A 26,731-nucleotide genomic window follows, 5' to 3' on the forward strand; every position below is an offset into this window, starting at 1 on the left:
CACTAATTGTGATTTATAAATAATAACCATTTTAAATCTTTACGTGTAATTTTACAATTGAGTTGAATACTTGATTTGTATTGTTTTTTAAAATCTGTTTTTTTTGGGTATTAATTTAAAGATTGCATTAGAAATTTTTTAAATTTAGCAAATGCAATTCCTCTATGGGATATTTTGTTTTTTTCTGTAAGAGTTAATTCACTGAGTCTTTTATTATTTGCAGTTAAAAATATTGGATCATATCCAAATCCGTTTTTTTTATAACAATCAATATTCGAAGCAATTGTTCCATTGAGGATGCCTTCAAAATTGGTTATTGTTCCGTCTATAGAGATATGACTGACTATACATATAAAATATGCTGTTCTATTTTTTTTATCTTTCATTAAGTCTATGATAAGATGGTTTTTTTCATTTGTTCCTAGTTTTTTTCCTAATTTGTATTGATCATATCTTTTAGAGTAAATTCCGGGTTCTAAATTTAAAGCTTTTATGCATAACCCAGAATCCTCACTAAAAACAGATTTTTTTTTGTCTAAAGATTCAAATAGAGTTTTTGCTTTTAGCAAAGAGTTTTCTTTAAAAGTTTTGCCTGTCTCTTTTACATCGAAGTTTTTGGGAATTTTGATTTTTATGTTAGGTATATCTAAAATTTGTTTTACTTCGTTTATTTTATTTATATTAGTAGTTGCAAAGAATAATGTTTTCATTGTATATAATAATAAATCATTTATTTATATTTTTGGTATTTCTATTGCACTTATAGAGATAATTTATGATTTAATGGAGATAGTGATTATATGGAAGGTAAATTTTAGAATTGGGTGGGTATTACTTGATATTAAACATTAAAAGCATTAAATCAGAATTTGTAGCTTTCAAATAGGTTTTAAATGTTGAAATCTCTGTTGATGAGTGAATAAGTGGTGAGGGGTTTGTGATGAGAGACAGAAGAGATTTTAGAATTTTATCTTTTTTTAAAAAATTGGATAAGATCTTTTTTACGATTTTTAGTTCCTTTTTTAAACTTTTAAGTAGTGTTTACTCAATTTTTAGGCAAAATATTAGCTTTATGATTATACCTCATGTTAAAGGGGATGTTAAGAATATAAAGATTTCTTTCTTAACTCTGTTTTTATTTTTTCTATTTTTTCTTTTGATTTTTATAGGGTTTGTTTTGCTTTCTATTAATTATGTTACTCTTAAATCTATTGTTAAGTCTACTGAGAAAAGTTATGCACTTGCTGAATCTGAAATTGAGGATTTTAGAAACACAGTTGTAGAAATTAATTCTGTTGCTAGTAATTTTTCTAAGGTTTTGGATGAACTTAATGTTTCCTTAAAAATAAAAGAGAATAATATTGATCTAAATCGGAGTAAATTAGATGGGGATCTTGCGGATTTTCTTGATTTGCAAATGTTAGAAGCCAATGCACTTAAAGAATTAAATGATCTTAAAAATGTTAAGAATACAATAGAAGGGTCAATTTCTCCCCTTAAGAGTATTGTTAAATTACTTCATTCTCAAAATAAATTATTAAATGATATTCCTTCGCTTTGGCCAATTGTTAAAGGCGATGGTATTGTTTCTCTGCATTTTGGTCCGGCTATTGAGCCTTTTACCAGGCAATGGTATATTCATAAGGGTATAGATCTTGCAGGTGTGAGAATTGGAACAGCGATTGTGGCAGCTGCTGATGGTGAAGTTATTAGAGCTAGTTATCAGGTAACAGGTTATGGTAACTTTGTTCAAATTAAGCATAAGTATGGACTCTCGACTCTTTATGCGCATATGTCTCGTTTAAACATTTCTAAGGGTTCTTATGTTAGAAAGGGCCAAGTGATTGGTTTTCTTGGTCAAACAGGGTATTCAACAGGTCCGCATCTTCATTATGAGGTTCGCATAGGATCTCAAGTTGTAAATCCTGATATGTATTTAAATTTAGCAACGGGGGCTTCAAAATAAATGTTGAATCTATTGAGTATTAAAAAGGATAAGAAAAGTTCGTCATCTTTTATTTTTGCTGATGTAAAAACAATTGTTGGAAAAGGTGATTTTTTTAAAGGAGAATTAATTTCAAATAATTTTATTCGAATTGATGGTGATTTTTTAGGAACCATTAATTCTACTAAAAGGGTTATAATTGGAGAGACAGGACGAGTTAAGTCAAATATTAATGCAAATGAGGTTGTTGTTTCTGGTATAGTTCTTGGAAATGTGCAGGCTAGCAATAAAATTAAGATTTTTCAGTCAGGATGCATTATTGGCAATATTTCATGTAAGTCAATTGAGGTTGAAGAAGGAGCAATTATTGATGGGTATATGAATATTGGTATTGGAAGTCTTAGTTTTTCTGAAAAAGATGTGTTGATTTATACGGGTTCTTATAAGGTTGATGAAGGTGTTTTAATTGAAGTAAATAAGGAAATGAGTAGCGAAGAATTAACTAAGAATACTTGCATAGATGATCGTGATAAGTACTTATTTGATGACGAGCAAGATAGATGAAGATTAATAATTTAGTTGCAGGAGTTTTAAATCTTGATTCAAAAGACTATAAGGCTACTAAGAAGAAAGTTAATGTTAATAGAGCAAATATTTTTTCTTCGATATTTAAAGCTGAACTTGTAAGAGAAGATAAGCATTTTATTATTTTTGAAAATGGTGAATTTAATCTTGAATTAATTAAAGATATGTTAGACAAGATTAATGATGTTGGTGAAAAGCTTTTAAGTGAACCTTCTCGTCAAAATGTAATTTTTTATAAAAAAACTATAGGGGAATTTTTATCTGTTGTTTTATCATTTTCTGTTTCGCTTAAAGAACAAAGGGGAGGTAATAATGGAGAGCTTAAAAGACCTAAATATCGTATTATTAGGATTATTAATGAAAAGCTTGATAGGCTTGCTTATTCTGTTTTGCAAAATCAGGTTTCTCAGATTAAACTTTTAAGTAGTCTTGAAGAAATTCAAGGATTGCTTATAAATTTGCTTAAGTGAGGCCAAGTTTTCTCTTTTTTTTGAGGTTAGTATTTTTATTTTATTTAAATTCGTTATAGACAAAAGATAGGACAGGACCTGAAAATTGAGCACTATTTTTGTACAGGTATAACTATTGAGGTATTCTTTTCCTTATAAAATAATATAAGCTTATGATACATGAGAATTTTGGAATATGGAGGATATGATATAATCCTCCATATTTTAAACTAAATATTTTGTTGCTATATCTTTAAAGTTTTTTATTTGCTCTGTTTTCCATTCTTTAGATTTACTAAGTTTATGCATCATAATTTCAGCAACCTTTGGTGTAGATTCAATTGTGGCTTTTGCATTGAAAAGTAACGATCTTGTTCTTCTTGATAAAATGTCTTCGACAGTTTTTGCTTGTTCAAATTCAATGGCAAAGGTTATTTGTGCTTCATTTAATGGCAAATCTGTGTGAATCTTTTTGTTAAAGTCTTTCATTTGACTTAAATATTCGAAATCACTTCCATAAGCTCTAAAATATTCAGGAATTTTAAGTGCTTCTTCTCTTTCTATGTATCCATGCAGCTTGAAATTTTCTGTTATAGACGTTGAATCAGGTATTAAATTTTCTTCTATTGCTCTTTTTAGAACTTTTTCAGCCATCTTTCTGTAAGTAGTATATTTGCCTCCGGCAATTGTAATGAGATTTGAGTCTGATACAAATATTTTATCGTTTCTTGATATTTTTGAGGTATTTTTTTTTTCTTTGGGATCTACTATTAAGGGTCTAATTCCTGAGTAAACACTTAAAATGTCATTTTTGGTTATTTTAATATCTAAGTAATTATTCATATTTTTTATTATGAATTCAATTTCACTCTCTAGTCTTTTAGGCTCTTCTTCAATTTTGTTTATTGCAATATCTGTAGTTCCGCAAACAATGACATCATACCAAGGTACAGCAAATAAGATTCTCTTATCACTTGTCTTAGGCATAAGCATTGCATATTCGGTATGTATTTTATCTTTTTTAATTACCAAATGTGTTCCTTGGGAAGGTTTTATAATGTTAGCTGCATTAGTATCATCTAATTTTCTGATCTCGTCTGCAAAGATTCCTGTTGCATTTATTATGCATTTGCTATTAATGATGACTTGTTTTCCAGTCATTCTATCTTTAATAATAGCACCAGATATTTTGCCATTTTTTTTGATAAAATTTGTGGGTTCTGTATAATTAAACGCAATTCCTCCTTTTTCAGTGAAAGTTCTAAGCATGCTTATTGCCATTCTGGCATCATCAAATGAATCATCGTAATATAAAACAGAGCATTTAAGGCCTTTGGTTTTGATATTTGGCATTTTTTCTATTGTTTTGGATTTTGATAATAGCTTTGTTTTATACTGAGATTTTTTATGCTTGCCAAGAAGGTTGTGATACCAACTTAATCCGAAATAATAGTAAGGGATATTTAAAATGTTATATATGGGCGTAACAAATGCACATTTACTAACTAAGTGGGGTGCATTTGTTTCAAGTAAAGCTTTCTCATATAAGGCCTCTTTTACTAAAGGCACATTTAATTGTGCTAAATACCTTACGCCCCCGTGTATTAGCTTAGTTGATCTAGAGGAAGTACCTTTTGCATAATCAAATTTTTCAATGAGTAAAGTTTTGTATCCTCTTGTAATTGAATCTATTCCAATGCCAAGGCCAGTTGCTCCTCCGCCAACTATTATTAAGTCAAAACCTTGATTATCAATATCTCTTAATTCTTTTTTTTTATTTTTACCCATAAAAATCAGATATTCTCCTTATTAAAATTATAGTTATAGTTTTATTGTTTTACAAACTTCACTACTGTATCAGTAAAATCTGTAAATAGGCCATCTATTTTAGTTTTATTAAATAATATATCTAATAGCTCATTTGCATCTTTTACATATGAAGGTAATGAGTCAATTCTAAATGTGTAAGCATGAACCTCCATGTTATATTTGTGTGCTAAACTTGTGAGTTCTGTTATTTTTCCATCAATGATAATTTGGGGTATCCAAGGTCCAATTCCATCGGCATATTTTGCAACCTCTGTCATACCTTCTTGTGATTTTATGTATTCATAGTCTGTTGGTGCTTCATCCCAGTCATTTTCGCCAACAAGCATTATTAATTTTCCTTGATATCCAAGTTCTTCCCTTATTCTCTTTAATTCGTCAAAGTCGAATGTTTGAAGATAAATTTTGTCTTCTTTTGACTTATATCCATACTTATTTAAAATTTCTATTACAATTTTAGAGATATCTTTACCTTGTTGTTTATGCCATAAGGGTCTTTTAATCTCAGGGTAAATTCCAACGTTTCTTCCTGTACTTTTGTTTAATCCTTGTATAAATTGTATTTCTTCCTCTAAAGTTGGGATTTTAAAGTTATATTCGTTTAAGGGAAAACGGTTAGGATATATTGGTTTTCTGGTTTCTAGATCAAATCTTTCGCTTAGACTTAGTGATTTAAGCTCATCTAGTGTGAAATCGACAGAATAGTATCTTCCGTTTTCTCTAGCTCTTTCAGGAAATAATTTTGCAACATTTGTTGTTGTATCAATTTCTGGGTCATGCATTATAATAGGAACATTATCTTTTGTCAAAACGATGTCTTGTTCTAGGTAATCAGCTCCTAAAGCATAAGCGAATGCTTTAGCTTCTAAGGTATGTTCTGGTAAATATCCACTAGCACCTCTGTGAGCTATAATTAATGGTGATTTTTTGTTTGTCATACTCATTTTTTCACTCTGACAGGCAATGATGAGAAAAATATTCATTGTAAGCATTAATAATTTTGGTTTAATTAATTTCATTATTTAACCCCTTATATTGTGATGATTACATTATAATATATTTACTTATTAAGCTTCCATGTTTATATAATTATTGTTTTATTGGTATTGTTAATTTTTTTTCTTGCTTGAGTGTTAAACTCATAAATATTATTGAAAATATGCAAGCAGTTATTAATAGATAAAAATAAACATTCCAATTAAAGTATTGCAGTACAAAGCCTGTAATAGCGCTAGCAGTAACAGAACCCCCTATATATCCAAATAATCCTGTAAATCCTGCAGCAGTGCCCGCAGCTTTTTTGGGCACAAGATCAAGAGCATGAAGACCAATGAGCATAACAGGGCCGTAGATTAGAAATCCTATTATTGCTAAAAAAATAGTTGTAAGTGTTGGATTATTTTCTGGTAGTTGCCAATATATAATTGTTGTAATAAGAGCCGCAGTCATAAAAATTATTCCAGTCTCAGATCTTCTTCCTTTAAAAATTTTATCAGATATCCATCCGCAAATTATTGTTCCAGGGATAGCTGAAAATTCATAAAAGGAATATGCCCATCCTGAATTTTCGATGGAAAAGTTTTTTACTTGAGAAAGATATGATGGTGCCCAGTCTAGGACTCCGTATCTGACAAAGTATATAAATGCGTTAGCAGTAGCTATGTACCATAGCAATTTATTGTTAAGGACATATTTTATAAATATATCTTTTGCACCAAGTTCTTTTTCTGCCTCTTCTGTATAGTCGTCAGGATAATCATTTTTATACTCTTCAATTGGTGGTAATCCTACAGATTGAGGTGTATCTCGTAGTGTAATGAGAATAAATATTGCAATTCCTAATACTAATATTGCTGGTACATAAAATATGGCTTGCCATTCTTTAAAGTGAGTCAAAGCCCAAGTGGATATTATTCCAACTGCTCCTCCTCCTATATTGTGAGCTAAATTCCAAGTAGCTACAATTATTCCCCTTTCTTTTTTTGCCCACCAGTGAACCATAGTTCTCCCGCACGCAGGCCATCCCATGCCTTGAACCCATCCATTTGCAAACATCAAAATGAACATTAGCATTATTGCAGTTGTGGGGTTTAGTAATTGCCATGAAAATAATCCAAATAACAAGGTAATTATTGCTGTAAGCAGTAGTCCTAGTGCTAGGAAATATCTAGGATTGCTTCGATCTGAGATATTTCCCATAATAAATTTAGAAAATCCATATGCAATTGAAACTCCAGATAAAGCTATTCCTAATTGGCCTTTATTGAAACCCTCTTTTTCAAGCTTTGGTATAGCAAATGAAAAAATTTTTCTAGTTAAATAGAAACCAACATATCCAATAAATATTGAAATAAAGATTTGCAATCTTAACTTTTTATATAGTGAATCTTCTATTTCTTTGTTTACTCTCTTTATTTGAGGCGCTGGTTTTAAAAAATCAAATAATTTCTTCATAATTTAACATCTCCATTATGTTTATCAAATATTAATTTTATATGTTACGTTTATAATTTAAGAAATACTAGTCTTTGGATTTTAACAAATTAGTAATATCAATGTTATTGAATCCAATCCTTTGCTCTATTAATAGCTTGATGCCAATTATAGATTAAATCTTCTCTTTTGCTGTTTTCCATTGAAGGTTCAAATATTTTATCTGATTTCCAAAGATTTGTAATCTCTTCAGCACTTTCCCAATATCCCACAGCAAGTCCTGCTAGATAAGCAGAACCAAGAGCGGTAGTTTCTGTAATTTTTGGTCTGACAACATTGCACTGTAAAATATCAGCTTGGAATTGCATAAGTAGATTATTTTGACTAGCTTTTCCATCAACTCTTAGTTCTTTTATTGCAAAATCTTGAGTTGAGTTTTGCATTTCAGTTAGTACATCAAAGCTTTGCAATGCAATGCTTTCAAGAGCGGCTCTTGTAATGTGTTCTTTTGTTGAACTTTTTGTAAGTCCAATAATTGTTCTTCTAGAATAGGAATCCCAATGAGGTGTTCCAAGTCCTACAAATGCTGGTACAAAATAAACACCTCCATTATTATTTACTGAGGCTGCCAGTGCCTCTGCATCACTACTTTTTTTAAATAGTTCTAGATTATCTCTTAACCATTGAATTACAGCTCCTCCAATGAAAACACTTCCCTCAAGAACATAAGTTATTGAATTTTTTCTTCCCCATGCAATTGAGGTTAAAATTGTTTGTTGTTCATTAATAATAGGGTTTTTTCCTATGTTAACAGTAACAAAGCAGCCAGTTCCATAGGTATTTTTAGCCATTCCTTTTTGAAGACATGCTTGTCCAAATGTTGCTGCAAACTGATCACCTGCAATTCCTGAAATAGTGATTTCTGTTCCCAGTGTAGAGGAGTCGGTTTTTCCATAAACTTCGGAACTTTGTTTAAGTTCAGGTAAAATTGATTTTGGGATGTCTAATATTTGCAATAGTTCTTCGTCCCATTTAAGTGATTTAATGTTTAAGAGTAGGGTTCTTGATGCATTGGAATAATCTGTAATATGTATTTTTCCTTTAGTAAGGTTCCAGACCATCCAAGTATCTATTGTTCCAAAACATAATTCTCCCTTTTCTGCTCGTTTTCTTGCTCCTGCAACATTATCCAATATCCATTTTATTTTTGTACCGCTAAAATAAGCATCTAATACAAGACCTGTTTTTTTTAAAAAAATTTTATTTTGTCCTTTTGCTTTTAATTCATCGCAAAATTGTTCTGTTCTTCTGTCTTGCCAGACTATTACGTTATAAATTGGATGTCCTGTTTGCCTATCCCAAATAATTGTCGTTTCTCTTTGATTCGTAATTCCAATTGCTTCAATTTCATTGGGAAAAGTTCTTGCGTTTGCTAAAGCTTCTGCCATGACTCTTAATGTCGAACTCCATATTTCGTTTGGATTATGTTCAACCCAACTTGGATATGGATAAATTTGTTTAAATTCTTTTTGTGCAAATCCTTTTATGTTTGCCTTTTTGTCAAATATTATTGCTTTTGAGCTAGTTGTGCCTTGATCAATAGATAGAATATATTTCATATTCATTTTTCCTCCTTAACATTATTGTCATAACCAATGTTAGTTTGAATTGTATTTAGGATCATTTTTTGTCTTCTAAGGTAAATTCGTAAACTTTAGCACCTAGGATAGCGCCAATTATTGGACCTAATATGGGCATGATGAATACAGTAATTTCGTCAAAACCGTGATTTTTAAAACCGGCTAGTAGTAATAATATTCTTGGTTCCAAATCCCTTGCTGGATTAATAGAGTAGTAACCATTTATTCCCCCAAAGCTTATTCCAATGGCTAAAATTATTGATCCAATAATGAAAGGAAAAAGTGGATTTTGAGTGTCTCTTTTTATAAATTTTCCAATAACTAAAACTAAAAACATCAGTAAAAATGTTCCAAATATTTGGTCGATAAATTCAGACCAAAACCCAGGAATAGCAGGAAAATTTGACATGATTCCTTGGGTATTTTCAAATTCAGGATTTATTTCTATCCATTTGGGGTAAAATACAATTAATGTCATTAGAGCCCCAGAAAATGTTCCAAGTATTTGTGCTGAAATGTAGTGAAAAAGTTTTACTGTTGAAAATCTGCCAATAGTAGCTAATCCAATGCTAATGGCAGGATTTAAGTGTGCACCACTAATTCTTGCTGTTGTATAAACCCCGAATGTTACACCAAGTCCCCAGCCAAGTACTATATTTGTATAGCCTCCCTTTATTGTTTCTCCAGTTACAGAAGGGTTTGATCGGAATAAGGTTGTCATTGCTACAAAACCTGTTCCAAGTGCCAGTAAAATAAGTATACCTAAAAATTCTGCAATAAATTCTTTGAATCTTATATAAATCATACTTTAACCCCTTTATATTACTTAAAATTTATTTTGAAATTAATTTTTTATAATTTTTTCAACTTACATGGTATTTTTTTATAATTTTTTGTTTTCATTTTCTCTCATAATATTTTTTTAATATGTACTAGTTATGTTAAATCCTTTAAATTATTGCCAAATATGGAAGCTTAAGAGAAGTCTTTTTATGCTGATTAATTGCTCTTTTTTCATTTAATATTTCAATATCTATTATCTTAAAATTTGTGAAATTTGATATTAAAGCATTGATATGCTCTTTATATTTGTTTTTGTAGTATAGATTCTTATTCATTAATAAATCTTTTGCTATCAGGGGGATAAGATTATGAGTTATAAATTTTTGCCAATTGTGACCATTGCCTTTTTGTTCGTTTAAGATTATATGATTTGTGCTATATAAATTAAAAATTTTGATTAATTCTTTAATTTTATTTGTGAATCTTTTTGAGATGAAAATTTTTTTACATCTTTTCTTTATGAATTTTTTAATTATTCCTTTAAACAATGTTATTTGACTATTTAGATTGTATTTGCTATTCATCGAATATTCTCCTGAATTTAAACATTAAAGTATATGAAATTGTTTTGTATATTAGAGATTTTATTTTTTATTACTATTAATGTCAATAATTTAAAAATATTAATTTAATAATACTTTATTCATTTTTTTAAACATTTTATTGCTTTATATTTTTTAATAATTTATGTTTTTATGTGTTTAAATGATGTTGTTTTTAATTATTATTAATGTTAGTTAGAAATTTTGGAGGCAGGTTTGGTGATTGTAATTGAGGGTTTAATTGGGGCAGGGAAAACTACACTTGGATATGTTTTGTCTAAGGAGTTTAATATTCCTTTTTACAGTGAATTAAATAGTGAATTTACGTTGTCTATGTTAGATAAATTTTATAAAGATAAGTCTAGGTGGGCTTTTTTAGTTCAAATTAATTTTTTAAATGAAAGATTTAAGCTTATAAAGAGTATATTTAAGACTAAGGGAGGGATACTTGATAGATCTATTTATGGGGATCGTGTGTTTGCTTCTCTTTTAAATGATAGTGGATATATTTCCAATGATGAATATAAGATATATCTTGATTTGCTTGATAATATGCTTGAACATTCTCAGAAACCTGCATTAATGATTTATCTTGATTGTAGCGTTGATGAAGCTGAGCGTCGCATTAAAAATAGAAATAGGAGTTTTGAGACAGGCATTCCTAGAGAGTATCTTGAAGGTCTTAATGAGAAATATTTAAGTTGGTATAATAGTTATGATTTATCGCCTAAATTGAGCTTTGATTACAATAACATAAATATTTTTGATGATAAACATAAAAGCAAGCTTATTGCTTTCATTAAAGATAAACTTGTAATATAATTATTTATAAATGATTTATGGTTTTATTTTTGTTTTTTTGAGGATGGCTAGATTTTATTGGAGGTTAGCATGAAAAAATTGGTATTATTATTTTTTTCTTTTGCTTTTATAAGTTTATTTGCAAAAAATGGTTCTGTGGTTGATGAGCAACAAAAAGAACTTGCTATTTTTTATTATGAGGTTGGACAGCGATACATTGATGTTGGCAAAGTTAAAAAGGGGAAAATTTTTCAAAAAAAGGCTTTGGAAATTTATCCAAGACTGAAAGAAGAAGTTAATCTTGAAATTGCTGTAGAGGAAATTGATTCTAAGATTAAATTGGAGGGTGAGACTAACTTCCTTGCATTTGATGATGTTAAACTTGATGATATTCCAGGGATAATTCATAGTAAAATTGAAATTAGTGAAATAACAAATGCTCCTAAAATAGAATATATTGCAAATAGAGAGAGAGAAAAATATAAAGAACAAGCAGTTAAATTTCAGTTTAGCAAATTTGTAAGAGCTCTTCTCTTGCAGGATTTAAATTTACTTGATTCTGTTGTGGCTGATGAGGTTAAAGTTTTAGGTAGAATTGAGCCTAAAACAGATTTTATTTCAAGTTTAGAGCTGGTTTCAAATGATATTAATGAGGACGATATAAGTTATCTTGCAGTTGATGATTTTTATGACCTCAAATCTTTAAATATTGTAAAAAATACAGATGTTTCTTATAGTGTTAGAGTTAAAGCTAAGAAAAATGATGTTACTAGAAATATTCCATTTTGGAGAGATGTTCAAACTTTATGTTTTGAAAATCAGGATGATAAATGGGTCCTCTTTTCGATAAAATAGAATCTTAGTGTCATTATTACAATTACCATTGCCAAAACATATATAAATAGGTCTCCAATGTGTTCATAAATTGTTGTGAATCTTGGAGGCAATTTTATTCTTGATATTAGATATCCTTCTTTAAAAGTGTCTAAACTTTTAATATTTTCTCCATATTCATTTATTATAGCAGTGATTCCGGAATTTGTAGCTCTAACAGTCTTGATTCCATTTTCTATGCTTCTAAATTTTGCTACTACAAAATGTTGCCACTCTGATGAATTTGTATGTGACCAAGAATCATTTGAAAAGTTTAATAGTAGATTTGCGTTTTGTTTTTTGTAATTTCTTGCAAGATCTGGGAATGCATCATCATAGCATATTAAGAGTCCCAAGTTGAATTTTTTGAGTTTAAAGATTTCAAGTTTATTGCCGTTGATTTGTCCTGTAATGTTAAAGTTTTGACGGAAAAATTTTCTTACAAATTTATATTCATAAAATGGTATTTTTTCTGAAAATGGAACTAAGAATATTTTAGAGTATATATTTGCTATCTTAAGGTTAGGTTTTATTGCGTAAACTGAATTTTGATGTGTTAATGATCTTTTATCTGGTTTTGAAGGTGAACCAATGACAAAATGGGCTTTGCTGTTGCTTATTAGTTCATTTATTGAGTCGTATAATTCAATCAATTCTTCATCATAATAAATGTAATCTTTGTAAGAATTGAATGGCAAGGCTAATGCCCCTTCGCTCCAAAGTACAAGTTCTGTATCAGGATGTTTTCTTAAGGCTTGTTTTGTAAGCTTGATAGATGTTTGAATTCCTTTTTTATGATTCCCAGGTATCCATGGATCAATGTTGAGTTGGATTGCTGCAATATTTAAAATGTCTATTTCTTTGCTTAAGATTGGATTTAGTTCTATTTTTTTCATGATTCCGTAAGCAAAAGATGTACTTACTAATAGAACTGAGAACAATACGCTTAATGTATTTATTTTGTTTTGTCTTATTAAAAAATTTGCAATTCCTGCATTAAAAAAGTAAACGATGAAGCATACAAAAAAAACCCCAAAAATATCAGTTACTTGTATAAGATCATTGAAGTTATTTACCATAAAGGCTGAAAATCCCCAAGGATATGCTGCAAATCCAATTGATTTTGAATAATCATAAAATGTGAAAAGTATAGCTAAAGTCAATGTTTTATTCTTAAAAGTTTTTAATGCATAGTATAGAAAATATCCTAAAACGAAAGCGTAGGGAATATATCCAGATACAGCTCCTAAGAATGTAATTAGCCCGAATGAATGAAAAAATACAAGCCAAAAATTTTGTAGACTATTAGCTACTAAAAAGTAGAAAATTGTTAAACTGATGAGAATTTTTTTATCTTTTACTTTAATTAATGCAGTGAAAAGTGGTATGTATGCAACTAGACCAATACTTGAATATCCCATGTTTTTTATTTCATTTGGAATTGCCAGAGTGGTAAGCACCCCAGAAAATGTTGTTAGTAAAAAATATCTTGTTTTCATTTTCCCTCTATTTTTACTGATATTTATCTATAAAAATATATGGCATATTAAGTGCTACAGATATTAATATGCTGTATTGCATAGTATAATATATATAGTATGTTTTGTATAACAATATCAAATTTGTATAGTATTTGTTTAAGTATAAAGAGAATGATTTTAATATTTAATGTATTTGTTTTATTTTTTTTGAGTACATTTGTTTTAAATTCTCAAGGTATAGTTACCAACAAAGATGCTCAAGAAGAATTTAAATTGGCACTTAATTCTTATAATAATGGGCTTTATGATGATTCTTTATTATCTTTGAAAAGAGTTTTAAGTTTTGATCCAAGTAATCTAGATTATCGTTTTTGGATAGGTAATGTTTATTATAGGTTGGGATATGTTGAAGAATCTTTGAGGGAATGGCGCAATCTGCAGTCCCAAGGGTATAAGGCAGCTTATCTTAGACAGTTAATATCTATAATTGAACAAAGAAGAGGTATATCATTAAGTAATGAACTTGATGTTGAAAGATTTATTCAAGTTGCTTCTCTTAATAATTCTATTTATAGACGACCAAATGGATATCAGATTACCTCTTTAAAAGCTGATCAATATGGTGGGTATTATGCTGTTAATTTTGTAGGAAATGAAATATTACATTTTGATGCTAATAATAATGTTAGTGTTTTGATTAAAGATGGAATCACTTCTTTAAAGTCTCCTTATGACGTGATTGAACTTGGTAATCTATTGTATGTGACACTTTGTTCAAATGATGAGATTGGCATATATGATAAAACTTTTGGTATTAAAAGGGGTTCGATTGGGAAAAAAGGCACTGATGCTGGTGAATTGCTTGCTCCTCAGTATATGACGGTTGATGAGAGAGGTTATATTTATGTTAGTGAATGGGGCAATAAGCGGGTAAGTAAATTTGATGCTAAGGGAGATTTTATTTTGCATTTTGGTGTTAAAACAGTTGGATATATGGGGCTCTTAGGTCCAACAGGTGTTACATATTTAAATGGAAATATTTATGTTGCTGATACTTCGAAAAATTCCATTGAGGTTTTTGATACTAGTGGTAATCATTTATATTCTATTGCAACTTCTCTTGAGGGAATAGAAGGTCTTAGTAGTGATTTTACAGGCAATAATATTATTATATCTTCAAAGTATGGTGTTTATAAGTACAGTGTTTTAAGAAAGACATTTGTTAAGCTTTTAAAAGCAGATAAGATTGATTCTAAAATTTCATCTTCAATTATTGATGTTAATAATCAAATGATTGTTTCGGATTTTGATAATGCTCAGATTTCGATTTACAAAAGTGATGTTAGTGTTTATGATAGTTTAAATGTTGATGTACGTCGGGTAATTAGGGTCGGAGGTCCTAAAATTTATGTTGAACTTAATGTTAGTAATAGAAATGGCTTGCCAGTTGTAGGTCTAAAGAGCGAAAATTTTTCGATTGCTAATGAAGAATATTATATTGTTAAACCTAAAATTGCTTATGATATTAATACTTCCAATGATATGAATATTGCAATTGTTTTTGATAAATCTTTTGCTATGAAAAATTATGAGTCAGAACAGATTATGGGTGTAAATACTCTTATAAAGTCTAGAGCGAACAAGAAATTTAGTTTTATAAATGCAACAAGTGTGCCTTTAGTAGATAATATTGAAAGTTTAGTAAGTACTATCCATAAGACAAATTCTCTTGGAGCTTATGATTCAAATTATGTAAAGACTGATGTTAGTCTTAAACTTGCAGGTTCTGAGCTTATGTCAAAGAGTGCAAGAAGAGCTGTGCTTTATTTTAGTAATGGAAATTTAAGTCGTTCTGCTTTTAATAGATATTCTATAGATACTATTTTAAGTTATTATAAGAATAATGATATTAGATTTTATTTGATATTATTTGGCAATAATCCTGTTGATCCTAAATTACAGTATTTAGTAAATGAAACTGGTGCTGCAATTATTCCTTTTTCATCTTATGAGGGAGTATCTAGGGTTTATGATTTGATGATGAAACAAAAAACAGCTACTTATTTGCTTGAGTATGATTATCCAGGACTTCAAGAACCTAATGGCTATTATAATCTATCTGTTGAGGTGAATTTTAATCAACAAATAGGTAGAGGCGAATTTGCGTATTTGGTTAATTAGATTTTAATTTTATGGAGTTTTAGTTATGGCGCTTAATGTGGGAATAGTAGGGTTGCCCAATGTTGGTAAATCTACTTTATTTTCATCCTTGACAGCATCAAAGTCAGAGATTGCTAACTATCCTTTTTGTACTATTGATCCAAATGTAGGTATGGTGGAAATTCCTGATGATAGGCTTACAAGAATTGCTAGTTTGATTGTGACAAAAAGAACTGTTCCTGCTTTAATAGAATTCGTTGATATTGCAGGTCTTGTGAAAGGGGCATCTAGGGGCGAGGGACTTGGTAATAAATTTTTGGCAAATATTCGTGAGGTTTCTATTATTGTGCATGTTGTTAGATGTTTTGAAGATAGAGAAGTTATTCATGTTGATGGGGATGTAAATCCACAAAGAGATATAAACACAATTAATACAGAGCTATGTCTTGCAGATCTTGATACTGTACAGAAAAGCATTTTAAAGAATGAAAAAAATGTAAAGAGCGTTGATAAAAAGATTAGTGAGAATGCTAAGAAGATTGTTTCGATGCTTAAGAGTCTTGAAAAGCATTTAATGGATGTTAGACCGGTAATTGAATTTGAGTTTGATGAATTTGGATATAATTTTATTAAATCTTTAAATCTTTTAACTATTAAAAAAGTTATATATGTTTGTAATGTTGATGAAAATTCTCTTTGTGGTAATAAATATACAGATACTGTAAAGAATATAGCTTTAGATGAGGGTAATAATTATTTAATTTTGTGTGCTAAGCTTGAGGCAGAACTTATTGAGATTAAAGACTTGCGTGAACGAAAGGAAATGCTTGAGTCTATGGGAATTAATGATAGTGGTCTTAGCAATTTAATACGAACAACTTATTATGCTTTAGGTTTGAGAACCTATTTTACTGCTGGAGAGCAAGAAGTTAGAGCTTGGACTTTTATGGATGGAATGAAGGCCCCAGAAGCTGCGGGTCTCATTCACAGTGATTTTCAGAGAGGTTTTATTAAAGCCGAAGTATATTCATTTAATGATTTAATTGAATATCAGAGTGTCCAATGTGTCAAGGAAAAAGGACGTTTTAGGCTTGAAGGGAAAGATTACTTAGTAAGAGATGGTGATATAATTTTCTTTAAATTTAATGTTTAAATATAATATTTATTAATATGAATGAATTTTTTTTTAATAAAATCAGATTAATTTTTATTTTTCTTTTTAATTTGAGCTTTTCTGTATTTTATATGTTGTTATATAAAAATATCTTTGGTATTTTTATTCTTTTTTTAATGTTGATAAATCTTTTTTTAATAATTTTTTATTTAAGATATTTTTATGAGCTTGATTGTAAAGGAGATAAAATTTTTTGTAAAAAATTTTATTCCAAGGTTAATTTTACTTTTAATGATATTGTATGGTTTGAAAAGAGATTGTCAGATAGTATATTAATTCTAGGATTAAGTAATAAACGGAAAATAAAAATTTGTTTTTTAAGACAAAAATATTTAAGCAATTTCTTCAGGAAACTTAAAATTATGAGAAGTGATCTATTTATTGTAGAGAATGAAGAGTTGCCAATAAGGTATTATGTTTCAGGTATTTATTTGTTAATGTTTTTGAGTCGAATTTTAATTAATATGTTTGTTTGTTATATTGCATTTGGTAGCATAATAGTATTTTTTTTTATTTTTATTATTGGTATTAAGGTTTTAATAGATGATATTTTAGTTATTAAAGATTTGGTTATTTTTTATGAATTTAGAAAAGATTCTGTTTATGAGAGAAAAATCTTTTCTAATAAAGAATACTTTTATAAATTTTTTAACAGTATATTTGTTCATGTTTCTGAGCTTGGCAGGTATGGTTATTTTTCTTTTGTGTATAATCATAGAGGTACTCTTAAAAAGGTATACATTAATAATGAGGGAATATCTTATTCTATGCAAAAGGTATTTGCTTATATTGATAAATATTGTAAGCAGTGTGTTTAATGTATGATTGACTATATTGTAATTAGTTGGTATATTTATTTATTATCATGTTTGCTGCATTAAGGAGTTTAATTTGGGCAATAATCCATCAGCATTAAAGCGAGCTCGGCAAAATTTGAAGCGAAATTTGAGAAATGTAAGTGTTAAGAGTGAGTTGAAAACAATAGAAAAGCGTTGTATGAGTCTTGTAAGGGAAGGTAAAAAAGAAGAAGCTTTGGAGTTTTTTAAATTTGTTTCAAAAAAATTAGATACTGCTGCTAGAAAAAGAATAATTCATAGGAATAAAGCTGCACGTAAAAAATCAAATTTGAGTATTTTGTTATTACGATAAGGAACTAGTTTATGTCTTTTTCAAGAAGACCCAAAGTTACTAAATCAGATATTGTTAACCAAATATCTTTAAATATTAAAAATAGTAATGAAAAATTAGAGAAAAAATATATAAGGCTTGTAGTTGATGCTTTTTTTGAAGAGCTTAAAAACAGTCTTTGTCTTAATAATGTTATAGAGTTTAGATCTTTTGGTACATTTGAGCTTAGGAAAAGAAAAGGTCGTCAGAATGCTCGTAATCCTCAAACAGGTGAATATGTTAATGTTGATGATCATCATGTTGCTTATTTTCGTCCAGGAAAAGATTTAAAAGAACGAGTATGGGGCATTAAGGGGTAGTTAATGCCTGTTAATGTTAAGGATTCTTACAAATGGGACTGTAAGTTAGATTCAAGCTTGATTTTCAGAGGAAAGTTAAAGTTTGAGGGTGCTTTGTATCTTGATTCGTCTTTTGAGGGGGAGATATTTTCAAAAAGTGGAATACTTTTTATAGGTAAAAATAGTAAGGTTATTACAGATGTGGTAGTTTGCGATACGTTAATAATTGAAGGAATTTTAAAGGGAAATATTAATGCTAGCAATAAGGTTTATTTAAATAATGGTTGTAAGATATACGGTGATGTTAAGACAAAAAAGATATTTATTAATGATAATATAGTCTTTGATGGTAAGTGTGAAATGATTAAATCTAATGAGAGTATAGATTTATTTTCTTTTACAGTGTCACAATTAAAAGATACTTTTCAATGAATTAGTGTTATTGATTATTTAATGGTTAAGTATTATTTTTGATAAAATACCCTTCTTAAAAATTTATCTCATAGAGGAGATTATGAATAAAAAATGTGCGGAATTTGATTTAGAGGATGAAATGAAGCGTTTAAATTCTTCTAAAGAATTAAAGATTGAAGACAATTCTAAGAAAAAAATAGTTAAAGTTGTCACTAAAAAAGAATCTGTTGCTAGTGGACTTAAAAACTCTAATATTGATAAATTGAGAGAATCTAATGGAGTCTTGTCAGGTTTTGATTATGATATATCTGATCCAGATTTAGAAAATAGTATTAAGACTCTTGAGCAAAGCAACATTATTAATTTTTTAGGTGGTAAAGATTTTATCGTTATTGATAGTCTTTATGATAAGCCCATTACCGAAATCAGGAAAGTTGTTGAGGGACTTGGTACTAATCATACTATTGCGGTAACAATGAAGAAGACAGAATTAATATTTTTACTTGTTAAGATATTAACTGAGCATAATATTAATGTTTTATTTACTGGCGTTCTTGATGTTTTAAGTGATGGGTATGGGTTTTTGCGTACAGCATCTAATTCTTATCTCTCAGGAGGTAATGATGTTTATGTTTCACCGTCTCAGATTAGACTTTTTAATTTAAGGACAGGTGATATTTTGTATGGGCAGATTAGGTCTCCAAGGGATGGCGAGAGATTTTTTGCAATGATTAAAATTAAAAGCATTAATAACCAGGATCCTACATTTGCACAAAATAGAATACCTTTTGATAATTTAACACCTTTATATCCTAGTTCAAAGTTGGATCTTGAATATGAAAATTGTAATATTTCCACTAGGCTTATTAATCTTTTTTCTCCTATTGGAAAAGGACAAAGAGCATTAATAGTATCACCTCCAAAGGCTGGGAAAACTACTTTGCTTCAAAAAATAGCCAATGCAATTACTACTAATTATCCAGATATTGTTTTAATGATTTTACTTATTGATGAGAGGCCTGAAGAAGTGACTGATATGATTCGGGGTGTTAAGGGAGAAGTAATTGCATCTAATTTTGATGAACAGGCTAGTAGGCACGTTCAGGTTGCAGAGATGGTTATTGAGAAAGCAAAAAGACTTGTTGAGAATAAAAAGGATGTTGTTATTCTTTTAGATTCTATTACAAGACTTGCAAGGGCTTATAATCAGACTATGCCAACTTCTGGTAAGATACTCTCAGGTGGTGTTGATTCTAATGCTTTACATAAACCAAAAAGGTTTTTTGGTTCTGCTAGAAATATTGAGGAAGGTGGAAGTCTTACTATTATAGCTACAGCTTTAGTTGATACTGGAAGTAAGATGGATGAAGTCATATTTGAGGAATTTAAAAGTACTGGTAATATGGAGTTAATTCTTGATAGGAGTTTGGCAGATAGAAGGCTTTTTCCTGCTATTAATATTAAAAAATCAGGGACAAGAAAAGAAGAGTTGCTTTTAAGTGAAGAGGAGCGTTCTAAAATTTTGCTTATTAGAAAAATTTTAGGTAGTGTTGATGATTATGAAGGTGTTGAAGCTTTAGTTGAAAAGATGAAAAAGAGTAAGAATAATGAAATTTTCCTAAAGACCATGAGTAATGGAGATTAGTAAAATTGACTTTATTTGAAATTTAGACTAAACTTTTATCAAATTAAGAGAGGCGTTATGAAAAAAGATATACATCCTGTTAGTAATTTAGTAATATTTAAAGATAGTTCCAATGGTATGATGTTTTTAACTAGATCTACTTTAACTTCAAAAGAGACAATTAAATATAGTGATAATAAAGAGTATCCATTAATTACAGTTGAAATTACAAGTAAATCACATCCTTTTTATACAGGTCAACAAAAGTTTGTTGATGCAGCAGGTAGAATTGATAAATTTAACAAAAAATATAAAAAGCTTAAGTAATTTTTTTTCTTATATATTAATATATTTTTTTTACCTTGTAGTTTGTTCCAATAAATGATTCTAGTTTTTCTTTTTCATCTTCATAAGTTGCATGATTAACAAGAGATGTAATGCTACTTTTTTGTTTTAGTTGGTGTAATACTTGTTCGGATATATTTTTAATGTCTGTGTTTGTTATTTTAAAGTAAGCGTTTCTTATATCTTGTCTTAGCTGATCACTAATGTTTAACATTTTTCTTTTGTAGCTTTCTAATATTTCTATGGATTTGGTTTTTATATTTGTACTTAAACCAATTACTCCTATTAAATATGTATAGAGTTCTTCGTTTTTAATTTTGTTATTAGCTAACTCTTCTAATGATGTTTCAAATGCTTGATATGTCTTTACAAAGTTAGGATCTCTATATGATGCAAAAGAAAATATTCCGTTTGTAATTGATGCAAATGCACCGTATGCTCCTCCCATGACTCTTATTTTTTCCCATAAGATTCCACTTTTTAATATATGTGTTAAGAAGTTTATTTTTGGATAATTTTCATCCGTTATTTTATAGCTTACAAAGCTTATGGAGTTAAAAGATATTTTTGATGGAATAATGATTATTTCTGTTAAGATATTGCTTGATGGTTGTATTGTAATTGGGTTATTGATATGAGTCTTTTCACTTAAACTTTCTCTTAATGTAAATAATTCACTTTCTAATCTTTTAATAACATCATTAGTACTACCTATAAGCAATGATGAGAGATTATCTTTAAAAATTATTTTGTCCCTTAGCCTTTCTAAATTAGATGCAAGTTCTCTTAAAGATTCTATGTCTGTCTTTACTTTTTGCCAGTATTCTCTTCCTGTAATGCCAACTTGAAGTTCTTTTAGATATTTGTTTTGATTTAATTTTGATTCTGATCTTATTGTTGCAAAGATATGTCCTTTGGGTATTAATATCGATTTAAAATCATTTTTTAGGCTTAAGACTATTTCTTTTAATCTATCGTAATCATGAAAATTTATGTTGATTAACATTTCTTTAATTAATATAAATGATTCTTGAATTTTGTTGTTAAATGATTTGAAATTTATGTTAAACAAATTTATCATGTTTCTTTGTATATCTTCTTCATAAGTTTCATATATGTTTAATTGTCCCAAAGTGTTTTGGATTTTATTATTTAAATCTACATAGGAATAATTTTGGGTAGATAGATCTTGAATGGCTCTTTTTAATAAAGAAAGATGCATAAAATCTTCTTTTTGTAGAAAATTTAATTTAAAAAATAGATGAACATTGAAGATATTATTGTTTTTCTTTAATTCAAACGTATGTGTTTTAAGTTCAGGAGTTTCATTAAGAGTCAAACTTTTTTCAACTTCTTTTGGTAAATCCTCTATTTTTAGTAAGGGAAGCTTAGTAATGTCGGATTTAAGATCTTCCTTTTTTTGATAATCTTTAAATTGATTATAATCTTTAGTAAATTCTGCAAATTTTTCTGGATTTTTTTTGATGTCAATTTCTCTATCCATTAATTTTTTTTCTATTTTTTCTTCCATTTCTTTAAGGACTGTATCTGATGGATTAAATTGGATCAATGTATAATGATTATTATTGAGTAAATATTTTTCTATTAAATTTTCAAAGTAAGGTTCCCCTTTCTCTAGTTTGTTTTTAATCTCGTCTAGATAGCAATTGATTTTTAAAGTTTCAGTTGGATGCATTCCATGTATCCAACCTTTAAAACTTTTTATCATTAAAGAAATAGGCCATCCTTGGCCTTTTTCTTCTTTTAATGCAAATTCGTAACCAAAGAGAATACCTTGTATTAGTTCTTCTGAAATTTTTACTTTAACAAGATTTTTAAGTTCATTAAAAACCATATTTTTAAATTCTTCCATTTTTCCTGGAATTACGTTTTGTAATCCGAATGAAAATATACACTCTTTTATGTCTGTATTGATGCCACTAACATCAGCTATTACGTCACCAATGTTACTCTTTAGCATGTTTATAGTGAATTGACAGGAGCTGTCTAGAAGAATTTCTGATAGAATTTCGAGTCCAATATTTTCTTTGATATTTTTAATATCAGTACATAACCAGTTTATTGCATATACCCCTAGTGTATTTTCAGTTTCTTTTGGGATATCAAAATTTAGTGTTTTACCTTTATTCCATCTTGTGGTTTTTTCTATATTATAATTAATATTTAATTTTTCCTTTGTATAAGGTCTAATTATATATTTTTCAATGAAATTAAGATTTTTATTAGTGTCAATATTGCCAAATAAAAATATTTTACAATTTTCTAGTGTATAGTGCTTTCTGTGAAATTCTATAAATTCTTCGTATGTAAGGTCGATGATATTGATAGGATTTCCCCCAGAATCGTATTGATAGGTACCTTCAGAAAAAAGAGAATTGGTGGCAGTTTCGTTAATTAAAGAATTTTTGTTGGAATAATTACCTTTCATTTCATTTAAGACAATACCAGATAGTTTAAAGTTATTTGGGTTTATATTATAACCTTCTTGCATAAAGGCTTCTTTTTTAAGTAATGGATTAAAAACAGCATCGGCATATATTTTGAATAAGTTGAAATAATCTTTTTGGATTGTAGATGCTGCTGGATAGAGAGTCTTATCTGGAAATGTCATTGCATTTAAGAAAGTGTTTAGGCTTCCTTTCATCAAATAAAGAAAAGGATCTTTTATTCTATATTTATTTGATCCGCAAAAAATCGTGTGCTCTAGGATATGAGCAACCCCAGTATTATTTAGGGGAATAGTCTTGAATGCTATTCCAAAAGCATTTTCTTTAAATGTGGTATTTTTTAGTTCAAATATTTCTAGTCCACTTTCATGTTTAAAATAACACCCTTCAGTATCATATTCTTCTAGGTAAGTTTTTGAAATTAAGTTGAAAATTTTTTTTCTTTTCATTTATGATTTATTTTATCCTTGTTTTATATATTTTTGTGCTTCTTCTTCACTAAATTCGAATATATTTTCGGTATCCTTTGTGTTGTCTAAATTAAATACATAAAATGGGAATTTTATTATGATTTTTTTATTTTCAAAGTAGATCACTGCTTGCTGTAAATCAAATAGTAGTTTATTTGGGTATGTTTTTTCAATTTTTTCTTTAATCCTTTGAGTAAAGTAGGGAAATGCTTCTTCTACATTAATGATTTCATCTATATTATAAATATAATCCCCGTTATCGCTAATATAATAGCTTCTATGGTTTGTAATAGATGTATCATTAATTTTTTGAGTGGCACTTACTATTATTGTGTAAATACCATATCCATGGTAGATTTCGTAATCTATGTTTAAACTTGGTTTTTTAGAGTCTTGTTTAATATTTTGAGAAGCACTCTCTAGGTTGTTAACTATTTCATTTGAATAATTTTCAACTTCATCATTGAATGTTTTTATTTTATTGTTTTTTGTTCTGGCATCTATTACTTTGGGTATTCTAATTTTATATTTAAAAAATTCGTTTTCTTCTTCTGCTAGAATTGATTGAATTATTATTTCATCTTTTTCGTTATAGAATGTGTCAATTTCATTAAAGCTTATTTTCTTTGTTTTTTTTGTACACCCTATAAAAATCATTATTAATGATGTTAAAATGAATAATTTTTGAACTGTTGACACTTTTACCATAAAGACATTTTTCTCCGTATATTAAGTTTATTCTACTATTATTATAATTATTATATAATATTTATGATAATAATTGATGTGATTTGTTTTTCATTTTATTTTATTTGACTTCAATTATTTTTAGTTAAATCTATGTGGGAGTTCTGTGATGCTTGACTTGAAGTTTATAAGAGATAATTTAGATCTTATTCAAAAAAATATTAAAGATAGAGGGCTTGAGTTAGATATAGATCTGTTAATTTCTCTTGATGATGAGCGCAAAAAACTTGTTACTAAGATAGGGGAGTTAAATGCTATAAGGAATGGGAATGCTAACGCTATGAAAGGACAAATAGATGATTCCCATAGGCATTCTTTAATAGAGACTGGAAAGGTTTTAAAGTCTGAAATTGCTATATTGGAAGAAAAATTGAGTCATATAACATCTAAACTTTTAATTGAGCACAAGCGGATTCCAAACATTTCTGCTTCTGATGTTCCTGTTGGTGATGGTGAGAATGGAAATATTGTGTTAAAAGTGTCAGGAAGTATTCCAAATTTTGATTTTAAACCAAAAGATCATTTGGAAATTGGACTTGATTTGGATCTTTTTGATTTTAAAAGGGCATGTGAGGTTAGCGGTAATAAGTTTTATTATCTTAAAAATGAAGCTGTTTTTTTAGAGCTTGCACTTATTAATTTTGCTTTAAATAAACTTAAGCTTAAGGGTTTTGATTTATTTATCACACCTGATGTTGCAAGGGAATTTATAGTTGATGGAATTGGCTTTAATCCGCGTGGCACTGAAAGTAATTTTTATAAAATTGAGGATACAGATAAATATCTTATTGGTACAGCTGAGATTACTCTTGGTGGATATTATTATAATACTATATTAGATCTTAAGTCTCCACTAAAGATGGCAGGACTTTCTCATTGTTTTCGTAAAGAAGCAGGAGCAGCTGGACAATTTTCTAAGGGACTCTTTAGGGTGCATCAATTTAGTAAAGTTGAAATGTTTTGTTTTTGTAAGAGTGAAGATTCTGCTCGTATTCATAATGAGTTTTTGGCATTAGAAGAAGAAATTTTTACTGAACTTGAGATTCCGTATAGAGTCTTAAATGTTTGTTCTTTTGATCTTGGTGCACCAGCTTATAAAAAGTACGATATTGAAGCTTGGATGCCGGGTAGGGGAGATAAGGGCGAGTATGGAGAGATTACTTCAACTTCAAACTGTACAGATTATCAGTCAAGGCGCCTTAAAATTAGATATAAGGATGATGATCAGAGTAAGTTTGTACATATGGTAAATGGTACAGCCTTAGCCTCAACAAGAACAATCATTGCTATACTTGAGAACTTTCAGGATGCAAGAGGTGGCGTACGAATACCTAAGAATTTGGTCAACTATACAGGTTTTGATTATATATCTCCTAAGAATTAGATTTTAAAGTATCTTCTCTTAAGTGTTCAATTGCGTTTAAGAGTATTTCATGATTTTTAAGATTTCTAGGAAGAGGTGCACTTAAGATTTGTCTAAATTTGCGAGCATTTTCTTTTGCAAATACTATTTTCATTATGTGTTTTAGTACGATATTAATTGAGAGGTGTTCATTATATTCTTTGATATATTCTACCATTTTTAATAATACTTCTTCTCTTGTTGGAATTTTTTCCTTTTCTTCTAAGAATTCTCTTGAAATTTTGGCAATGAAATATGGATCTTTTGCTGCAGCTCTTCCAATCATGACAGAATCCACATAAGATAGATGTGTTTTTATGTTTTTACTACTGATAATTCCTCCATTTATTTCAATAAATATATTTTTATGATCTTGTTTCAATTGGTATACAAGTTCATGTCTGAGTTTTGGAATATTTTGATTATCTTTAGGAGAATATCCATTTAGTACGGCTACTCGTGCATGCACGGTAAAATTTTTTATTTCATATTCTATAATTTTTTCTACAAATTGTTTAAGTTCTCTATAGTTTGTTTCATGATATTCTCTTTTATTATATCTTATGCCTATTCTATGTTTGATTGAGATAGGTTTATTTGTGTTTTTTTTCATGGCTTGCAGGATTTTACCTACCTGGGTTGGAGTTTGCATTAAACAGGCCCCGTATTTTGCGTCTTGAATACGAGATGATGGGCAGCCAACGTTGAGATTATATTCATCAAAGTTAAATTTGTTTTCAAGGATTTCTATGGCTTTTGCGGCGTCGTTTTCACAGTTTGTTGCTATTTGAATTGCAATTGGTGAATCAGTGGGAGTTTGTTTTACAATTGTGTTTAACTTGCCCATAATAATTGATTTTGCAGAAATCATTGGGGTGTATAGAGTAACTTTTTTTGATAATAATCTTATTATATATCTAAAGTGTTCGTCAGTAATTGCTACCATTGGTGCTATTGCGATTTTTCGGTTTATTAACATGGCATAATATGTTAAAATAAATTGTTTAATTTGACAATATATTTGTTTATGGGTTTATAAAAA

The 26,731-nt window shown here is 28.8% G+C and carries 25 protein-coding genes; 14 read left to right on the forward strand and 11 right to left on the reverse strand.

The genetic code is table 11. The annotated features are described in order from the left end of the window. Nucleotides 1-110: 110 nt before the first annotated feature. Nucleotides 111-710, reverse strand: a complete 600-nt coding sequence (gene rdgB, locus R5397_RS03175; protein WP_247065429.1) for an RdgB/HAM1 family non-canonical purine NTP pyrophosphatase — start codon at nucleotides 708-710, stop codon at nucleotides 111-113. 230 nt (nucleotides 711-940) lie between these two features. Here rdgB and R5397_RS03180 point away from each other — a divergent pair, with 230 nt between their 5' ends. From R5397_RS03180 to R5397_RS03190, 3 genes are read left to right on the forward strand one after another with little or no spacing between them, the layout of a single operon-like run. Next, the gene (locus R5397_RS03180) at nucleotides 941-1,966 is read left to right on the forward strand and encodes a M23 family metallopeptidase (protein WP_247065428.1); all 1,026 of its coding nucleotides are present in this window, start codon (nucleotides 941-943) and stop codon (nucleotides 1,964-1,966) included. After that, complete coding sequence (locus R5397_RS03185; protein WP_247065427.1) at nucleotides 1,967-2,509, forward strand: bactofilin family protein; 543 nt, start codon at nucleotides 1,967-1,969, stop codon at nucleotides 2,507-2,509. Next, entirely contained in the window at nucleotides 2,506-3,000 is a 495-nt protein-coding gene (locus R5397_RS03190) for a YaaR family protein (protein ID WP_421622870.1), read from the forward strand. Before R5397_RS03185 ends, R5397_RS03190 begins: the two co-directional genes overlap by 4 nt. Nucleotides 3,001-3,204: 204 nt before the next feature. On the opposite strand, the gene R5397_RS03195 is transcribed toward R5397_RS03190, so the two are convergent. From R5397_RS03195 to R5397_RS03220, 6 genes are all read right to left on the reverse strand, one after another. Beyond that, nucleotides 3,205-4,767 carry a glycerol-3-phosphate dehydrogenase/oxidase gene (locus R5397_RS03195; protein WP_421622871.1) on the reverse strand — a complete coding sequence of 521 codons (1,563 nt, stop codon included), beginning with the start codon at nucleotides 4,765-4,767 and terminating at the stop codon, nucleotides 3,205-3,207. A gap of 41 nt (nucleotides 4,768-4,808) precedes the next feature. Then, nucleotides 4,809-5,789 (reverse strand): glycerophosphodiester phosphodiesterase, encoded by a 981-nt coding sequence (gene glpQ / locus R5397_RS03200; RefSeq protein ID WP_421622872.1) that lies wholly within the window; start codon nucleotides 5,787-5,789, stop codon nucleotides 4,809-4,811. A gap of 106 nt (nucleotides 5,790-5,895) precedes the next feature. After that, nucleotides 5,896-7,260 carry a glycerol-3-phosphate transporter gene (gene glpT, locus R5397_RS03205; RefSeq protein ID WP_421622873.1) on the reverse strand — a complete coding sequence of 455 codons (1,365 nt, stop codon included), beginning with the start codon at nucleotides 7,258-7,260 and terminating at the stop codon, nucleotides 5,896-5,898. Nucleotides 7,261-7,364: 104 nt separating this feature from the next. Next, nucleotides 7,365-8,858, reverse strand: a complete 1,494-nt coding sequence (gene glpK / locus R5397_RS03210) for a glycerol kinase GlpK (RefSeq protein ID WP_421622874.1) — start codon at nucleotides 8,856-8,858, stop codon at nucleotides 7,365-7,367. Nucleotides 8,859-8,919: 61 nt separating this feature from the next. Beyond that, a complete protein-coding gene (locus R5397_RS03215; RefSeq protein ID WP_421622875.1) occupies nucleotides 8,920-9,684 on the reverse strand; it encodes an MIP/aquaporin family protein in 765 nt (254 codons plus the stop codon). 145 nt (nucleotides 9,685-9,829) lie between these two features. Beyond that, nucleotides 9,830-10,246: a hypothetical protein gene (locus R5397_RS03220; protein ID WP_247065420.1), complete on the reverse strand. Its 417-nt coding sequence runs from the start codon at nucleotides 10,244-10,246 to the stop codon at nucleotides 9,830-9,832. Nucleotides 10,247-10,483: 237 nt separating this feature from the next. Between R5397_RS03220 and R5397_RS03225 the strand changes: the two genes are divergently transcribed. Both R5397_RS03225 and R5397_RS03230 read left to right on the forward strand, forming a co-directional pair. Then, nucleotides 10,484-11,086: a deoxynucleoside kinase gene (locus R5397_RS03225; RefSeq protein WP_421622876.1), complete on the forward strand. Its 603-nt coding sequence runs from the start codon at nucleotides 10,484-10,486 to the stop codon at nucleotides 11,084-11,086. A gap of 69 nt (nucleotides 11,087-11,155) precedes the next feature. After that, complete coding sequence (locus R5397_RS03230; protein ID WP_421622877.1) at nucleotides 11,156-11,920, forward strand: hypothetical protein; 765 nt, start codon at nucleotides 11,156-11,158, stop codon at nucleotides 11,918-11,920. On the opposite strand, the gene lnt is transcribed toward R5397_RS03230, so the two are convergent. Continuing rightward, nucleotides 11,884-13,437, reverse strand: a complete 1,554-nt coding sequence (gene lnt, locus R5397_RS03235; protein WP_421622878.1) for an apolipoprotein N-acyltransferase — start codon at nucleotides 13,435-13,437, stop codon at nucleotides 11,884-11,886. The two genes, R5397_RS03230 and lnt, sit on opposite strands and share 37 nt — an antisense overlap. Before the next feature lie 156 nt (nucleotides 13,438-13,593). Between lnt and R5397_RS03240 the strand changes: the two genes are divergently transcribed. The 8 genes from R5397_RS03240 to R5397_RS03275 all read left to right on the forward strand — a co-directional run bounded on the left by R5397_RS03240 (nucleotide 13,594) and on the right by R5397_RS03275 (nucleotide 20,584). Next, complete coding sequence (locus R5397_RS03240; protein WP_421623063.1) at nucleotides 13,594-15,600, forward strand: hypothetical protein; 2,007 nt, start codon at nucleotides 13,594-13,596, stop codon at nucleotides 15,598-15,600. Nucleotides 15,601-15,625: 25 nt separating this feature from the next. Further along, nucleotides 15,626-16,732: a redox-regulated ATPase YchF gene (gene ychF / locus R5397_RS03245; protein WP_247065417.1), complete on the forward strand. Its 1,107-nt coding sequence runs from the start codon at nucleotides 15,626-15,628 to the stop codon at nucleotides 16,730-16,732. Between the two features lie 17 nt (nucleotides 16,733-16,749). After that, nucleotides 16,750-17,571, forward strand: coding sequence for a hypothetical protein (locus R5397_RS03250; protein WP_247065416.1), 822 nt, complete (start codon nucleotides 16,750-16,752; stop codon nucleotides 17,569-17,571). A 73-nt stretch (nucleotides 17,572-17,644) separates the two neighbouring features. Beyond that, nucleotides 17,645-17,902, forward strand: coding sequence for a 30S ribosomal protein S20 (gene rpsT, locus R5397_RS03255; protein WP_247065415.1), 258 nt, complete (start codon nucleotides 17,645-17,647; stop codon nucleotides 17,900-17,902). 11 nt (nucleotides 17,903-17,913) lie between these two features. After that, nucleotides 17,914-18,240 (forward strand): HU family DNA-binding protein, encoded by a 327-nt coding sequence (locus R5397_RS03260; RefSeq protein WP_011772186.1) that lies wholly within the window; start codon nucleotides 17,914-17,916, stop codon nucleotides 18,238-18,240. Nucleotides 18,241-18,243: 3 nt separating this feature from the next. Next, a complete protein-coding gene (locus R5397_RS03265; RefSeq protein ID WP_421622879.1) occupies nucleotides 18,244-18,651 on the forward strand; it encodes a bactofilin family protein in 408 nt (135 codons plus the stop codon). 82 nt (nucleotides 18,652-18,733) lie between these two features. Then, nucleotides 18,734-20,278: a transcription termination factor Rho gene (gene rho, locus R5397_RS03270; protein WP_247065412.1), complete on the forward strand. Its 1,545-nt coding sequence runs from the start codon at nucleotides 18,734-18,736 to the stop codon at nucleotides 20,276-20,278. A 57-nt stretch (nucleotides 20,279-20,335) separates the two neighbouring features. Further along, nucleotides 20,336-20,584: a type B 50S ribosomal protein L31 gene (locus R5397_RS03275; RefSeq protein ID WP_247065411.1), complete on the forward strand. Its 249-nt coding sequence runs from the start codon at nucleotides 20,336-20,338 to the stop codon at nucleotides 20,582-20,584. 16 nt (nucleotides 20,585-20,600) lie between these two features. On the opposite strand, the gene R5397_RS03280 is transcribed toward R5397_RS03275, so the two are convergent. Continuing rightward, a complete protein-coding gene (locus tag R5397_RS03280) occupies nucleotides 20,601-23,519 on the reverse strand; it encodes an insulinase family protein (protein WP_421622880.1) in 2,919 nt (972 codons plus the stop codon). 12 nt (nucleotides 23,520-23,531) lie between these two features. After that, nucleotides 23,532-24,248, reverse strand: a complete 717-nt coding sequence (locus tag R5397_RS03285) for a hypothetical protein (RefSeq protein WP_421622881.1) — start codon at nucleotides 24,246-24,248, stop codon at nucleotides 23,532-23,534. Nucleotides 24,249-24,396: 148 nt separating this feature from the next. On the opposite strand from R5397_RS03285, the gene serS reads away from it, so the two are divergent. Further along, nucleotides 24,397-25,671, forward strand: coding sequence for a serine--tRNA ligase (gene serS / locus R5397_RS03290; protein WP_421622882.1), 1,275 nt, complete (start codon nucleotides 24,397-24,399; stop codon nucleotides 25,669-25,671). Here the strand turns inward: serS and dusA are convergent. Further along, nucleotides 25,661-26,668 (reverse strand): tRNA dihydrouridine(20/20a) synthase DusA, encoded by a 1,008-nt coding sequence (dusA, locus tag R5397_RS03295; RefSeq protein WP_421622883.1) that lies wholly within the window; start codon nucleotides 26,666-26,668, stop codon nucleotides 25,661-25,663. The two genes, serS and dusA, sit on opposite strands and share 11 nt — an antisense overlap. Nucleotides 26,669-26,731: the final 63 nt, after the last annotated feature.

It is taken from the genome of Borrelia sp. MN22-0132, from assembly GCF_049201035.1.
Classification (GTDB): domain Bacteria; phylum Spirochaetota; class Spirochaetia; order Borreliales; family Borreliaceae; genus Borrelia; species Borrelia puertoricensis.